The organism is Streptomyces sp. NPDC127106 (genome assembly GCF_042677605.1).
GTDB lineage: Bacteria > Actinomycetota > Actinomycetes > Streptomycetales > Streptomycetaceae > Streptomyces.
Genome location: NZ_JBHXTC010000069.1, coordinates 24,346 through 37,782, shown reverse-complemented (window position 1 = coordinate 37,782; position 13,437 = coordinate 24,346). Strand labels below are relative to the sequence as shown.

Here is a 13,437-nt window from a genome sequence, read left to right as displayed (position 1 = left end):
CCTTGTCGTCGGCAGCGTCTGTTGTGTATAAGAGACAGGGCGCGGGGAACTGCGCGACCAGCCACAGCGGACCCGCAGGTCGGGGTCCGGGGCCGGCCCCGGTTTCTGGGGCACCTCCCAGCGGTAGCTGGGGCCGTTCGTCACCATCACCGCCCTCGCGGAACGCACCATGGCCCGGATCCTCGCCGAGGACCCCCGCTGACGCGCAGCGGGCGGACCGGCGGGGACCCGGGCCAGCGGGCGGGGCCGGGGGGCTCAGGAGGTGTAGAGCGCCTCGATCTCGTCCGCGAAGTCCTTCGCGACCACGTTGCGCTTCAGCTTCAGCGACGGCGTGATGTGGCCCGACTCCTCCGTGAACTGGGAGGGCAGAATGCGGAATTTCCGCACCGATTCCGCCTTGGAGACCGCCGCATTGCCGTCGTCCACGGCCTTCTGGACGGCGGCGATGAGGTCCGCGTCCTCGCGCAGGTCCGCCGCCGTCGCGCCGGCCGGCTTGCCGTTCTCCGCGGCCCAGCGGCCGAGGAACTCCTCGTCGATGGTGACCAGCGCCGCCACGAAGGGCCGGGCGTCGCCCACCACCATGCACTCCGCGACCAGCGCGTGTCCCCGGATCCGGTCCTCGATCACCGCGGGGGCGACGTTCTTGCCGCCCGCGGTGACGATGAGTTCCTTCTTGCGTCCGGTGATGGTGAGGTAGCCGTCCTCGTCGAGGGTGCCGACGTCGCCGGTGTGGAACCAGCCGTCGGTGAGCGCCTCGGCGGTCGCCGCCTCGTTCTGCCAGTAGCCCTGGAAGACCTGCTCGCCGTGGAGCAGGACCTCGCCGTCGTCGGCGATCCGCACCACCGAGCCGGGCAGCGGCTGGCCGACCGAGCCGATCTTCGGCCGGTCCCACGGGTTGAACGCCGTCGCCGCGCAGGACTCCGTCAGGCCGTAGCCCTCCAGCACCGTGAAGCCGATGCCGCGGAAGAAGTGGCCGAGGCGCTCGCCCAGCGGGGCGCCGCCGGAGATCGCGTACTCGCCGCGGCCGCCGAGGACCGCGTGCAGCTTGCGGTAGACCAGCTTCGAGAACAGCTTGTGCTTCAGCCGCAGGCCGAAGGACGGGCCGGCCGGGGTGTCCAGCGCCCGGCTGTACGCGATGGCCGTCTCGGCCGCCGCGTCGAAGATCTTGCCCTTGCCGTCGGCCTGGGCCTTGGCGCGCGCCGAGTTGTAGACCTTCTCGAAGACGCGCGGCACACCGAGGATCAGCGTCGGCCGGAAGGACTGGAGCTCGTCCGTCAGGTTCTTGATGTCCGGTACGCAGCCCAGGCGGATCGGCGCCAGTACGGCCGCCACCTCCACCAGACGCCCGAAGACGTGCGCGGCCGGCAGGAACAGCAGCACCGAGCACTCGCCGGTGCGGAAGAGCGGGCTGAGCCGCTCCACCACGTTGCCGCACTCGGCGAAGAAGTTGCGGTGGGTCAGCACGCAGCCCTTGGGGCGGCCGGTGGTGCCCGAGGTGTACACGATGGTGGCCGGGTCGTCGGCGTTCGCCAGCGAGCTGCGCTCGTCGACCTCGGCGTCGGAGATGTCGGCGCCCGCGGTCTTCAGCGCCTCCGCGGCGCCCTGCTCGATCTCCCAGACCTCGCGCAGCTCCGGCAGGCGGTCGCGCAGCGAGGCCACGGCCTCGCTGTGGCCCGGGCCCTCCACGATGACCGCGACGGCCCCGGAGTCGCCGAGGATCCACTGGATCTGCTCCGGCGAGCTGGTCTCGTACACGGGGACGGTGACGCCGCCCGCGGTCCAGATCGCGAAGTCGAACAGCACCCACTCGTAGCGCGTGCGGGAGATGAGGCCGACCCGGTCGCCGGGCCGGACGCCGGCCGCGATCAGGCCCTTGGCGGTGGCGCGGACCTCGGCGAGGAACTCCTTCGCCGTGACGTCCTCCCACCGGCCGCCGACCTTGCGCCCCATGACGGCGGTGTCGGGGTGCTGCGCTGCGTTGCGGCGGATGAGATCCGTCAGGTTCCCGTCCGACGGGACCTCGTACAGGGCCGGAAGGCTGAACTCGCGCAAGACAACTGCTCCTCTGGGCGCCATCGCCACCGTGTGGACCGACCGGACGTTACCCATGGGTAGTGGGTTCCCGATAGAGGGAACCGGCCAGATGTTCCGTGCGTCACATGACGCGGCACTGCCCTGCCGACATTAGTCGACCGAGTCAACGACTCGGAAGTAACCGCAGGTAGGGCCCCTGGTGACACCCCCTCTACCCGCGCCCCTGCCGCCACCCTAGGGTGGCCCCATGGGTGGCAGGAAAAGCGGCACGCGCGTCCACGTCGTCAGCGACGTCCACGGCAACACCGAGGCGCTCGCTCGCGCCGGGGAGGGCGCCGACGCGCTGGTCTGCCTCGGCGACCTCGTCCTCTTCCTCGACTACGCCGACCACTCCCGCGGCATCTTTCCCGACCTCTTCGGCGTCGAGAACGCCGACCGGATCGTGGAGCTGCGCACCGCCCGCCGCTTCGACGAGGCCCGCGCCTTCGGCCGCCGGCTCTGGCAGGGCCTCGACCGGGAACGCCTGATCGAGGACGCGGTCCGCCGCCAGTACGCCGAGATGTTCGCCGCGTTCCCGCAGCCCACGTACGCCACCTACGGCAACGTCGACATCCCGGGCCTGTGGCAGGAGTACGCCGGCCCCGGCACCACCGTCCTCGACGGCCAGCGCGTGGAGATCGGCGGCCGCGTCTTCGGCTTCGTCGGCGGCGGCCTGCCCTCCCCGATGCGCACCCCGTACGAGGTGGACGAGGAGGAGTACGCCGCCAAGGTCGAGGCCCTCGGCGAGGTCGACGTGCTCTGCTCGCACATCCCGCCGGAGGTCCCCGAACTCTGCTACGACACCGTAGCCCGCCGCTTCGAGCGGGGCAGCGAGGCCCTGCTCGCCGCGATCCGCCGGACCCGGCCCCGCTACGCCCTCTTCGGGCACGTGCACCAGCCGCTGGCCCGTCGGATGCGGATCGGCAGCACGGAGTGCGTGAACGTCGGGCACTTCGCCGCCACCGGAAGGCCCTGGGCCATGGAGTGGTGACCTCCACACGCACGGTAGCCTGCACGCGGCGGCCGTAGGCCGCACACGTCCTCGAACTTCCCCAGCTACCGCTGGGAGATACCCCCAGTCCCGGAGGAGCGACCCGCGATGGCGGAACACACCAGCTCGAGCATCACGATCGATGCGGCGCCGGCCGACGTCATGGCCGTGATCGCCGACTTCGCCCGCTACCCCGAGTGGACCGGTGAGGTGAAGAAGGCCGAGGTGCTGTCGACCGACGCCCAGGGCCGCGCGGAAAAGGTCCGCCTCGTCCTCGACGCCGGCGCCATCAAGGACGACCACACCCTCGCCTACACCTGGAAGGGCACGGACGAGGTCAGCTGGACCCTCGACAAGTCCCAGATGCTGCGCCAGCTCGACGGCTCCTACCGGCTCGCCCCCGTCGCCGGCGGCACCCGCACCGAGGTCACCTACCAGCTGACCGTGGACGTCAAGATCCCCATGCTCGGCATGATCAAGCGCAAGGCCGAGAAGGTCATCATCGACCGGGCCCTGGCCGGCCTGAAGAAGCGCGTCGAATCGACCGAGTCGGCCTGATCCGCGTGCGCACCCTGCTCGTCACCGGCCCCGGCGGCGCCGGGCGGACCACCGTCGCCGCGGCCACCGCGGCCGCCGCCGCCCGGGCCGGGCAGCGGGTGCTGCTCCTGTCCGGCGACCCCGCGCCCTGCGGCGCCCCCGCGGAGCCCGTCACCGCGCTGGCCGGGGCGCCCACCGGCGAGCCCGTCGAGGTCGTTCCCGGGCTGACCGCAGTGCCCGCCGGCGGAATCCTGGTGGCCCGCGTCGACTCCGGCGGGGAGTTCCGCGCCGAGCTCGCCGCCCTCCAGGAACGCGGTTCCGCCCTCCTCGGCATGCTCGGCTCCCGCCCGCTCGGGGCGGAGGAGCTCACCGAGCTGCCCGGCGCCGAGCAGTTCGCCCTGCTGCGCGCCCTGCGGCGGGCCGCCGCCGCGCCCGGCACCGACCTCGTCGTCGTCGACCTGCCGCCCCTGCACCAGGCCCTCGCCGCCCTGGCCCTGCCCGGGCAGCTGCGCCGCTACCTGACCCGGCTGCTCCCCGCCGAACGGCAGGCCGCACGCGCCCTGCGCCCCGTCCTGGCCCAGCTGGCCGGCGTGCCCATGCCCGCGCAGTGGCTGTACGAGGCCGCCGCCCGCTGGGACGAGGAGCTGGCCGCCGTCCAGCGGGTCGTCGAAGCCGCCACCACCTCCCTGCGGCTGGTCGCCGAACCGGGACCCGCCGCCGACGCCTCCCTGCGGACCGGGCTGCTCGGCGCCGCCCTCCTGCAACTGCCCGTCGGCGGGATCGTCGCCAACCGCACCGTGCCCCAGGGCTCGCCCGACCCCTGGCTCGCCGGGCTCGCCGCCGAGCAGGAGAAGTACGCCGCCCAGTGGGCCGCCGAGACCGGGCGGCCCGTGGTCCCGCTGCCCCACCTCGGCCGTGCCCCGCGCGGCCCGGAGGACCTGGCGCGGCTCGCCGGGGCCGCCGGGCTCGTGCCCGGCGTCCCGCCGGCCCGCCGCGACTGGGCCGTCGAGGACCGGCTCGCCGAGGACGGGGTGCTCGTCTGGGCGGTTCCGCTGCCCGGCGCGCACAAGCGCGACCTCGACCTCGTCCGGCGCGGCGACGAGCTGCTGATCGCGGCCGGCCCGCACCGGAGGATCGTTTCCCTGCCGTCCGCGCTGTGCCGCTGCACCGTCACCGGTGCCGCCCTCACCGACGGCGTGCTGAGGATCCGCTTCACCCCCGACCCGGCGTTGTGGCCCCGCAGGCCCTGAACCGCGTACCCCCGTTCGGGTAACGTCGAAAGCAGTACACGAAAAGCAGTACCGAGCAGTACGCAACGCGTACGCACCGCACCGCACCGCACGTCCCGCAGCTTCCGCAGGAGAGTCCGCCATGAGCGAGGCCACCGACCGTCCCGCCGACGACGACGCCTGGGCCACGGCCTGCGCCGAGGACCTCGCCGCCGAGGAGGAGCGCCGCCGCTCCCGGCACGGCACCGACACCCCCTCCGGGCCCGGAACCGCCGCCGAGGAGCTGTTCAAGCTGTTCGAGGCCGTCGCCGACAAGGTCTCCGCCCTGAACAACCCGCTGCTCGGAGCCACCGCCCAGGGCGCCGTGCGGCAGATCGTCGACCAGGCGAAGGCCGCCGCCAAGCCCGTCGTCGAACGCAACCCCGAGGTCTTCGGCCACCTCGCGGCGGCCGGAACCGAGCTCCTCGCCGCCTACCGCTCCGCCGTCGAGGGCCACGAACGCCGCTGGACCCGCGGCGAGACCACCCCCGGCCCCGGCCCCGACCGGCCCGCCGGCGACGACTCGGACCCCCGCGACGAAGGCGGAACGGGCCCCTCCCAGCGCATCGACCTCGACTGAGACGGCACCGCGCTCGGGTACGGTTGGCCGTGGCGGGGTTTGACCGGAAACCGAGGGACTAATGGGACTCACCATCGGCGTCGACATCGGCGGCACGAAGATCGCGGCCGGCGTGGTCGACGAAGAGGGCACCATCCTTGAGACGTACAAGGTGCCCACCCCGCCGACCGCGGACGGCGTGACCGACGCGATCTGCGCCGCAGTGACCGAAGTCAGCAGCAACCACACCATCGAAGCCGTCGGCATCGGCGCCGCCGGATACGTGGACGACAAGCGCGCGACCGTGCTGTTCGCGCCGAACATCAACTGGCGGCACGAGCCGCTCAAGGACAAGGTCGAGCAGCGCATCGGCCTGCCCGTCGTCGTCGAGAACGACGCCAACTGCGCCGCCTGGGGCGAGTACCGCTTCGGCGCCGGCCAGGGCCACGAGGACGTCATCTGCATCACCCTCGGCACCGGCCTCGGCGGCGGCATCATCATCGGCAACAAGCTGCGCCGCGGCCGGTTCGGCGTGGCCGCCGAGTTCGGGCACATCCGGGTCGTCCCCGACGGCCTGCTGTGCGGCTGCGGCAGCCAGGGCTGCTGGGAGCAGTACGCCTCCGGGCGCGCCCTCGTCCGCTACGCCAAGCAGCGCGCCAACGCCACGCCCGAGAACGCGGCCCTGCTGCTCGCCCTCGGCGACGGCACCCCCGAGGGCATCGAGGGGAAGCACATCAGCCAGGCGGCCCGCCAGGGCGACCCGGTGGCCGTCGACTCCTTCCGCGAGCTCGCCCGCTGGGCCGGCGCCGGCCTCGCCGACCTGGCCTCGCTGTTCGACCCTTCGGCGTTCATCGTCGGCGGCGGCGTCTCCGACGAGGGCGACCTCGTCCTCGACCCCATCCGCAAGTCCTTCAAGCGCTGGCTGATCGGCGGCGCCTGGCGCCCGCACGCGCAGGTGCTCGCAGCCCAGCTCGGCGGCAAGGCCGGCCTCGTCGGCGCGGCGGACCTGGCCCGTCAGGGCTGACTCCGCCGCCCTCCGTCCCCTGCACCCTGCCCGCCGCGCCCTCTGGGGCACGGCGGGCAGGGTGGCTATGTTGCCGGGTATGGACCTGACTTCGCGTTCACGTCTGTCCGGACGGCCGGCCCGACCCGCACGGCCCGCCCGCCCCGTGCTGCCCGACCTGCCCGGGTCCCGGACCGAAGCCGACGGCTCCGCCGTCATCCGCATCCTCAGCTACAACATCCGCTCCCTGCGCGACGACGAGGACGCGCTGGCCCGGGTGATCCGCGCCTGCGCCCCCGACCTGGTCTTCGTCCAGGAAGCCCCGCGGTTCTTCCGCTGGCGCAAGCACGCGGCGCGGCTCGCCGCCAAGTGCGACCTGGTCGTCCTGTCGGGCGGCGCCACCGCCGCCGGCCCGCTGCTGCTGTGCTCCCTGCGGGCCTTCGTGGAGCGGACCGAGGACGTACTGCTCCCGCTCAGGCCCGGGCTGCACCGGCGGGGCTTCGCCACCGCCGTGGTCCGCTTCGGGGGCGTCCGGGTCGCCGTACTCAGCGCGCACCTGCCGCTGGACGCCGGTGAGCGGCAGGCGCACGCCGAGGCCCTGCTGGCCCGGCTCGGGGATGCGGGCGCGCCGTACGGGATCGCCGCGGGGGACGTCAACGAGACCCCGGACGGGCCGGTCTTCCGACGGCTCGCCGGAGCGCTGCAGGACTGCCGGGCGGTCGCCCCGTGGGGCGGGGAGCACACGTTCGTGCGGGGCGGGGCGGCGCGGCGGATCGACGCGGTGTTCGCCACGCGGGGGGTGGAGGTGCTGGGCTGCGGCGTGCCGGTGGGGCTGGCCGGGGTTTCCGATGCGGATCTCGCCGCGGCGACCGATCACCTGCCGGTGCTGGCGGCGCTCCGTCTGCCGGTGCATCCGGTGCGGGCGGTGGGCGGCTGATCGCGCAGCTCCCCGCGCCCCTGGGGTACCGCCGTGCGAGCCCGGGTCTGCTTCCCGCGTGCGGGTCGTGGGTGGCCAGTCGCGCAGTTCCCCGCGCCCCTCGTGGGGCGCGGGGGTCAGACCACTGCGCCGCGGCCCGGGTCGTCGTCCTCGTCGTCGCCCTGTTGCATGCGGGCGACCAGGGTGGCGAAGCCGCCGAGGAAGCCGCCGACGCCCAGTGTCGTGAGCCACCAGGTCATGTCCCACTGCAGCAGGACGGCCACCAGCAGCAGAACCGGACCGCCGACCACCGCCAGCCACGCGAACTTCGCCGTCGTGTCGGCGGGCGGCAGCTCCGGCTCGGGCTGCACGAAGTGCCCCTCGTCCGCCTCGTCGACGTCGTCCGGATCAGCCAGGGAGTGGTCCCGGGGACCGGCGCCGGCCAGGCCCACGCCCGGGGCGAACACCACCGAGCTGCCGAGCGGCGGGGGAGGGGCCTCCTCCTCCGGTTCCTCCGGTTCCTTCGGTTCCTTCGGCTCCTCGGAGTCCTTCGGCTGCAGCGGCTCCACGTCCTCCTCCGGCAGCATCAGGTTCTCGATCGGGCGGAACGGCCGCGCACCCGGCGGGTCGGGCGGCTCCTGCCCGTACCCGGCGACGATCGCCGCCCACGCCGCTTCCTCGTCCAGCGGGGGTACGCCCCCCGGGGACTCCTCGTGTTCAGCCACCGCTGGCCGCCCCTTCCCTACCGACGACGCCCTGTGCGAGCCGTCCGACGAACGCGTAGCTGTCTTCGAAGATCCGCTCCGCGTCGTGGTCCAACGTCGCCACGTGGTAGCTCTGTTCCAGCAGCGTCTCGGTGACGTCCGTGGATGAGATCCGCGACAGGATCCGCGCGGAGTCGACCGGCGGGACGACATGGTCCTGCGGGCTGTGCAGCAGCAGCACCGGCTGCGTCACCTGCGGCAGCTCGCCGTCCACGAGCCGCAGGAACTCCCGCAGCGAGTGCGCGGCCCGGGTCGGGACCCGGTCGTAGCCGACCTCCTCCGAGCCCGGCTTGGCGATGTCGCTCGCGATGCCCGGCGTCGAGCGCACGAAGTGCTTGGCCACCGGAAGGGCGAACGCCAGCGGGTCGTGCACCTTGTTGGCCGGGTTGACGAGGACGATGCCGCTGATGGCATCACCGTGCTTCGCCGCCAGGCGCAGGGTCAGGGCCCCGCCCATCGACAGCCCGAACACGAAGACCCGGCTGCACCGGTCCAGCAGCTCCCGCAGCGCCCGGTCCACCTCCGCGTACCAGTCCTGCCAGCCGGTGAGCTGCATGTCCTGCCAGCGCGTCCCGTGGCCCGGAAGCAGGGGCAGCGACACGGTCAGGCCCCGTTCGGCGAGATACTCGGCCCACGGGCGCAGCGACTGCGGGGAGCCGGTGAAGCCGTGGCACAGGAGTACGCCGACCTCCCCGCCCTCGTGGCGGAACGGCTCGGCTCCAGGGAGGACGGGCACCGGGATCTCCTTCGTCAAGGGGGGCACGGGGGTGCGTAGCGCTGTGTGACTTCACCGTACGCGACCGGACTGGCACCGACCAGGGCCGTCGGGCGCCCTCGGCGCGAGCCACGGGTTAAGGTCTGTTCGACAGGACACAGGAAGGCTTTCGAGTTGATCTACGGCGCAATGAAGTTCTCCATCGGGGGTTCCCTGAAGCTCGCCTTCAGGCCGTGGGTGGAGGGCCTCGAGAACATTCCCGCCGAGGGGCCGGCGATCCTGGCGAGCAACCACCTGTCCTTCTCGGACTCGTTCTTCCTGCCGGCGGTGCTCGACCGGAAGGTGACCTTCATCGCGAAGGCCGAGTACTTCACCTCCCCGGGCGTGAAGGGCAAGCTGACGGCCGCCTTCTTCAAGGGCGTCGGCCAGCTCCCGGTGGACCGCTCCGGCGCGCGCGGGGCCGGCGAGGCCGCCATCAAGAGCGGCATCGAGGTCATCGAGCGCGGGGAGCTGTTCGGTATCTACCCGGAGGGGACGCGGTCACCCGACGGCCGCCTCTACCGCGGCAAGCCCGGCGGCCTGGCCCGCGTGGCCCTGGCCACCGGCGCGCCCGTGATCCCCGTCGCGATGATCGACACGGAGAAGATCCAGCCGCCCGGCAAGGTCGTCCCGAAGCTGATGCGCCCGGGCATCCGGATCGGCAAGCCCCTGGACTTCAGCCGCTACATGGGCATGGACGGCGACCGCTTCATCCTGCGCTCGGTGACCGACGAGGTCATGTACGAGATCATGAAGCTGTCCGGCCAGGAGTACGTCGACATCTACGCGACGGCGGCCAAGCGGCAGATCGCCGACGCCGAGAAGGCCGAGAAGGAGGCGGCGAAGGCCGCCAAGGCCGCCGCGGACAAGAACGCGGAGTAGCGGAGCCGGCACGAGCGGGCCCGGCCCCGGCCGGGCGGCCCGGGCCGTCGCGAACGGGGCGGGACCGCCCGCAAGGGGTGGGGAGATGGCGAAACGCGAGCGCGTCGTGCGCATGTCGGTCGAGCAGCCGCTGTGGCGGGCGCTGACCGCCTACCGGCTGATCACCATGGTCTACGCGGTCCTGCTGTTCGCCTCGGCGTACCGCGACTTCGACCGGCCGTGGCTCGCGGCCGGCTACCTCGCCTGCCTCGCCGCGTGGACGCTCGCCACCCGGCGCAAGGTGTCCGGGGCCGCCGCGTGCACGAAGCGGTTCCTCGTCGCGGACCTCACCGTCGCCCTCGTCGGGATCCTGCTGACCCCGCTCGCCGACACCCACGAGCGGATCACCGCCGGTGGTCCCACCCTGCCCACCATCTGGACCGCGGGAGCCGTCCTCGGTTTCGCGATCAAGGGCGGCTGGCGGTGGGCCTGCGTCGCGTCGAGCTTCGTCGCCGTCGCCAACATCGTCCAGCGCGGCGAGCCCACCCGCGACACCGTGCACAACGTCCTGCTCGTCTGGGTCGCCTCCGTCGCCATCGGGTACGTCGTCGAGGTCGCCCGGGCCAGCGAGGCCACCCTCGCCCGCGCCCTGGAGATCGAGGCCGCCACCCGCGAGCGCGAACGCCTCGCCCGCGACATCCACGACGGGGTCCTCCAGGTCCTCGCGATGGTCCAGCGGCGCGGCACCGAGCTGGGCGGCGAGGCCGCCGAGCTCGGCCGGATGGCCGGGGAGCAGGAGGTCGCGCTGCGCACCCTGGTCTCCAGCGGGCTGGTGCACACCTCCCGGGTCTCCCGCGACGAGTCGCTCGGCGCGTTGGTGGACGCGTACGAGGTGGAGGAGCCGGGCGGCGCCGAGGGGGAGACGGACCTGCGGACCCTGCTCGCCCCGCACGCCGGCGCGAAGGTGAGCTTCGCCGAGCCGGGCACGCCCGTCCTGCTGCTGGCGCCCGCGGCGCGGGAGCTGGCCGCCGCCGTCGGCGCCGCCCTGGACAACGTGCGCAAGCACGCCGGCGACGACGCCCGGGCCTGGATCCTGATCGAGGACTGGGGCGACGAGGTGATCGTGACCGTCCGCGACGACGGTCCGGGCATCCCGGCCGGCCGCCTCGACCAGGCCGAGGGCGAGGGGCGGATGGGCGTGGCCCTGTCCATCCGCGGCCGGCTGCGCGACCTCGGCGGCACCGCCGAACTGGTGTCCGTCCCCGGGCAGGGCACCGAAGTGGAACTGAAAGTACCCAGGGGGAGGACCCAGTGACCCAGCCCGTCCAGACGACGCGAGCGGACCGGCCGACCGGGCAGAACGAGCTCGGCGAGATCAAGGTGATGGTCGTCGACGACCACCCGATGTGGCGGGACGCGGTCGCCCGCGACCTCGCCGCCGCGGGCTTCGACGTGGTCGCCACCGCCGGCGACGGCAACGAGGCGGTGCGCCGCGCGCCCGCCGCCGCCCCCCACGTCCTCGTCCTCGACCTCAACCTGCCCGGTCTGCCCGGCGTGCAGGTCTGCAAGGAGCTCGTCGGCGCCAACCCGGCCCTGCGGGTCCTCGTCCTGTCCGCCAGCGGCGAGCACGCCGACGTCCTGGAAGCGGTCAAGTCCGGTGCCACCGGCTACCTGATGAAGTCCGCGGGCGCCCAGGAGCTGATCGACGCGGTGCGCCGCACGGCCGCCGGCGACCCCGTGTTCACGCCGGGTCTGGCCGGGCTGGTCCTCGGCGAGTACCGGCGGCTGGCCACCGACCCGGTGCCCGCCGCTTTTGACGAGCCGACGGCCCCCCGGCTGACCGACCGGGAGACCGAGGTGCTGCGGCTCGTGGCCAAGGGCCTGTCGTACAAGCAGATCGCGGAGCGGCTCGTCATCTCCCACCGCACGGTGCAGAACCACGTCCAGAACACCCTGGGCAAGCTCCAGTTGCACAACCGGGTGGAGCTCGTCCGGTACGCGATAGAGCGCGGGCTCGACGACGCGTAAGCGGTGGCGTACGTCGTACTTACGTCCTCGTACGAGTGAACGGGCGGACGCAACGCCTCGCAATTCCACCGGAATTGCCCCTCCCGGAGCCCTTGATGTGACCTGCGTCACCATTAGCGTGACCGTCATGCGGGCCTGTGCGGCCCTGTGGCGAAGGGAGATTCCATGAAGGTCGGAGTGCTGACCGGCGGCGGCGACTGCCCCGGGCTCAACGCGGTCATCCGGGCCGTCGTCCGCAAGGGCGTACAGGAGTACGGCTGCGCGTTCGCCGGCTTCAAGGACGGCTGGCGCGGCGCGGTCGAGGGGGACGTCGTGCCGCTCGGCATCCCCGCCGTCCGCGGCATCCTGCCGCGCGGCGGAACGATCCTCGGCTCCTCGCGCACCAACCCGTTCAAGCAGGACGACGGCGTCCGCCGGATCAAGGACACCCTCGCCAAGCACGAGGTCGAGGCGCTCATCGCGATCGGCGGCGAGGACACCCTCGGCGTGGCCGCCAAGCTGTACGGGGAGTACGGCGTCCCCTGCGTCGGCGTCCCGAAGACCATCGACAACGACCTCTCGGCGACCGACTACACCTTCGGCTTCGACACCGCCGTCGGCATCGCCACCGAGGCCATCGACCGGCTGCACACCACCGCCGAGTCGCACATGCGGGTGCTGGTCGTCGAGGTGATGGGCCGGCACGCCGGCTGGATCGCCCTGCACTCGGGGCTCGCGGGCGGCGCCAACGTCATCCTCATCCCCGAGCAGCGCTTCGACGTCGACCAGGTGTGCGCCTGGGTGACCTCCCGGTTCAAGGCCAGTTACGCGCCGATCGTGGTCGTCGCGGAAGGGGCCATGCCCACGGACGGGGAGATGGTGCTCAAGGACGCCACCACCGACTCCTTCGGGCACGTCCGGCTGTCCGGCGTGGGCGAGTGGCTGGCCAAGGAAATCGAGAGCCGTACGGGCAAGGAGGCCCGGACGACCGTCCTCGGCCACATCCAGCGCGGCGGCACGCCGAGCGCGTTCGACCGGTGGCTCGCGACCCGGTTCGGCCTGCACGCCATCGACGCCGTACACGACGGCGACTTCGGCACCATGGTCGCCCTCAAGGGGACGGACATCGTGCGCGTTCCCCTGGCGGAGGCGACGGCGAAGCTGAAGACGGTGGACCCGGCGCTCTACCAGGAGGCCGGGGTGTTCTTCGGCTAGCCCGTCCGCGAGCTGCGCGGCCACACCGCGGGCGCGCTCGACCGTTCACCGCTCCGACCGTCCCCCGACCGTCCCCCGACGGTCGGGGGACGGCGACCATCCTCTAGATTCGGCCACGTGGAGATCCCCCTCGCCCTGCGGTGGCTGCTGCTCGCCCTCGCCCTCGTCCAGGTCCTGAACGCCGTCCGGGCCCTGCGGGCCGCCGTGCGTGCCGAGCCCGGACAGCGCACCGACCCGTGGCTCACCTTCGCCGACCAACTGCTGGGCGTGCCCGTCCTGGCCGTCCTCGCCCTCGGACGGCTCGACCTGCTCCTGTACGCCCTCCTGCCGCTGGGCCCGGTCTTCGGCTGGCAGATCGTCCGCACCCTCCGCTCCCGCCCGCCCCCCGCCCCCGCGCCCCCCCCCGGCGGGGGGGCGGGGGGGGGGGGGGGGGGGGGGGGGCCCCGCCGCCCCCCCCGCCGCCCCCCCCCGCCCGCGCGGCGCGCGCCC

Annotated in this window: 14 protein-coding genes; 11 read left to right on the top strand and 3 right to left on the bottom strand. The window is 73.3% G+C overall.

The genetic code is table 11. From position 1 onward, the window contains the following. Positions 1-255 precede the first annotated feature (255 nt). Positions 256-2,052 (bottom strand): AMP-dependent synthetase/ligase, encoded by a 1,797-nt coding sequence (locus tag ACFVGY_RS33760; protein ID WP_385685053.1) that lies wholly within the window; start codon positions 2,050-2,052, stop codon positions 256-258. 229 nt (positions 2,053-2,281) lie between these two features. On the opposite strand from ACFVGY_RS33760, the gene ACFVGY_RS33755 reads away from it, so the two are divergent. From ACFVGY_RS33755 to ACFVGY_RS33730, 6 genes are all read left to right on the top strand, one after another. Continuing rightward, positions 2,282-3,064, top strand: a complete 783-nt coding sequence (locus tag ACFVGY_RS33755; protein WP_385685051.1) for a metallophosphoesterase — start codon at positions 2,282-2,284, stop codon at positions 3,062-3,064. A 108-nt stretch (positions 3,065-3,172) separates the two neighbouring features. After that, entirely contained in the window at positions 3,173-3,622 is a 450-nt protein-coding gene (locus ACFVGY_RS33750; RefSeq protein ID WP_385685048.1) for an SRPBCC family protein, read from the top strand. 5 nt (positions 3,623-3,627) lie between these two features. Beyond that, positions 3,628-4,851: an ArsA-related P-loop ATPase gene (locus ACFVGY_RS33745; RefSeq protein WP_385685045.1), complete on the top strand. Its 1,224-nt coding sequence runs from the start codon at positions 3,628-3,630 to the stop codon at positions 4,849-4,851. Positions 4,852-4,972: 121 nt separating this feature from the next. Next, on the top strand, positions 4,973-5,449 hold the full coding sequence (locus ACFVGY_RS33740; protein ID WP_385685042.1) for a DUF5304 domain-containing protein: 477 nt from the start codon (positions 4,973-4,975) through the stop codon (positions 5,447-5,449). 61 nt (positions 5,450-5,510) lie between these two features. Continuing rightward, complete coding sequence (locus ACFVGY_RS33735; protein WP_360632632.1) at positions 5,511-6,452, top strand: ROK family glucokinase; 942 nt, start codon at positions 5,511-5,513, stop codon at positions 6,450-6,452. A 79-nt stretch (positions 6,453-6,531) separates the two neighbouring features. Beyond that, positions 6,532-7,368 (top strand): endonuclease/exonuclease/phosphatase family protein, encoded by an 837-nt coding sequence (locus ACFVGY_RS33730; protein WP_385685039.1) that lies wholly within the window; start codon positions 6,532-6,534, stop codon positions 7,366-7,368. A 116-nt stretch (positions 7,369-7,484) separates the two neighbouring features. Here the strand turns inward: ACFVGY_RS33730 and ACFVGY_RS33725 are convergent, their stop codons facing one another. Further along, positions 7,485-8,072: a hypothetical protein gene (locus ACFVGY_RS33725; protein WP_385685036.1), complete on the bottom strand. Its 588-nt coding sequence runs from the start codon at positions 8,070-8,072 to the stop codon at positions 7,485-7,487. Continuing rightward, positions 8,065-8,847 carry an alpha/beta hydrolase gene (locus ACFVGY_RS33720; protein ID WP_385685033.1) on the bottom strand — a complete coding sequence of 261 codons (783 nt, stop codon included), beginning with the start codon at positions 8,845-8,847 and terminating at the stop codon, positions 8,065-8,067. The genes ACFVGY_RS33725 and ACFVGY_RS33720 overlap by 8 nt, the downstream gene beginning before the upstream one ends. Before the next feature lie 168 nt (positions 8,848-9,015). Between ACFVGY_RS33720 and ACFVGY_RS33715 the strand changes: the two genes are divergently transcribed. From ACFVGY_RS33715 to ACFVGY_RS33695, 5 genes are all read left to right on the top strand, one after another. Next, entirely contained in the window at positions 9,016-9,747 is a 732-nt protein-coding gene (locus ACFVGY_RS33715; RefSeq protein ID WP_385685059.1) for a lysophospholipid acyltransferase family protein, read from the top strand. An 85-nt stretch (positions 9,748-9,832) separates the two neighbouring features. Then, positions 9,833-11,041 (top strand): MacS family sensor histidine kinase, encoded by a 1,209-nt coding sequence (macS, locus tag ACFVGY_RS33710; protein WP_385685030.1) that lies wholly within the window; start codon positions 9,833-9,835, stop codon positions 11,039-11,041. A 68-nt stretch (positions 11,042-11,109) separates the two neighbouring features. Continuing rightward, entirely contained in the window at positions 11,110-11,754 is a 645-nt protein-coding gene (locus ACFVGY_RS33705; protein WP_385685056.1) for a response regulator, read from the top strand. Positions 11,755-11,919: 165 nt separating this feature from the next. Then, complete coding sequence (locus ACFVGY_RS33700) at positions 11,920-12,948, top strand: 6-phosphofructokinase (protein WP_385685027.1); 1,029 nt, start codon at positions 11,920-11,922, stop codon at positions 12,946-12,948. Between the two features lie 117 nt (positions 12,949-13,065). Continuing rightward, a partial coding sequence (locus ACFVGY_RS33695) for a hypothetical protein (RefSeq protein ID WP_385685025.1) occupies positions 13,066-13,437 on the top strand: 372 nt, incomplete at its 3' end.

Excerpts from the sequence above, each read along its gene's own strand:
- ACFVGY_RS33755 (WP_385685051.1), top strand. The coding sequence starts at position 2,282 with ATGGGTGGCAGGAAAAGCGGCACGCGCGTCCACGTCGTCAGCGACGTC.
- ACFVGY_RS33750 (WP_385685048.1), top strand. The coding sequence starts at position 3,173 with ATGGCGGAACACACCAGCTCGAGCATCACGATCGATGCGGCGCCGGCC.
- ACFVGY_RS33740 (WP_385685042.1), top strand. The coding sequence starts at position 4,973 with ATGAGCGAGGCCACCGACCGTCCCGCCGACGACGACGCCTGGGCCACG.
- ACFVGY_RS33735 (WP_360632632.1), top strand. The coding sequence starts at position 5,511 with ATGGGACTCACCATCGGCGTCGACATCGGCGGCACGAAGATCGCGGCC.
- ACFVGY_RS33730 (WP_385685039.1), top strand. The coding sequence starts at position 6,532 with ATGGACCTGACTTCGCGTTCACGTCTGTCCGGACGGCCGGCCCGACCC.
- ACFVGY_RS33715 (WP_385685059.1), top strand. The coding sequence starts at position 9,016 with ATGAAGTTCTCCATCGGGGGTTCCCTGAAGCTCGCCTTCAGGCCGTGG.
- macS (WP_385685030.1), top strand. The coding sequence starts at position 9,833 with ATGGCGAAACGCGAGCGCGTCGTGCGCATGTCGGTCGAGCAGCCGCTG.
- ACFVGY_RS33705 (WP_385685056.1), top strand. The coding sequence starts at position 11,110 with ATGGTCGTCGACGACCACCCGATGTGGCGGGACGCGGTCGCCCGCGAC.
- ACFVGY_RS33700 (WP_385685027.1), top strand. The coding sequence starts at position 11,920 with ATGAAGGTCGGAGTGCTGACCGGCGGCGGCGACTGCCCCGGGCTCAAC.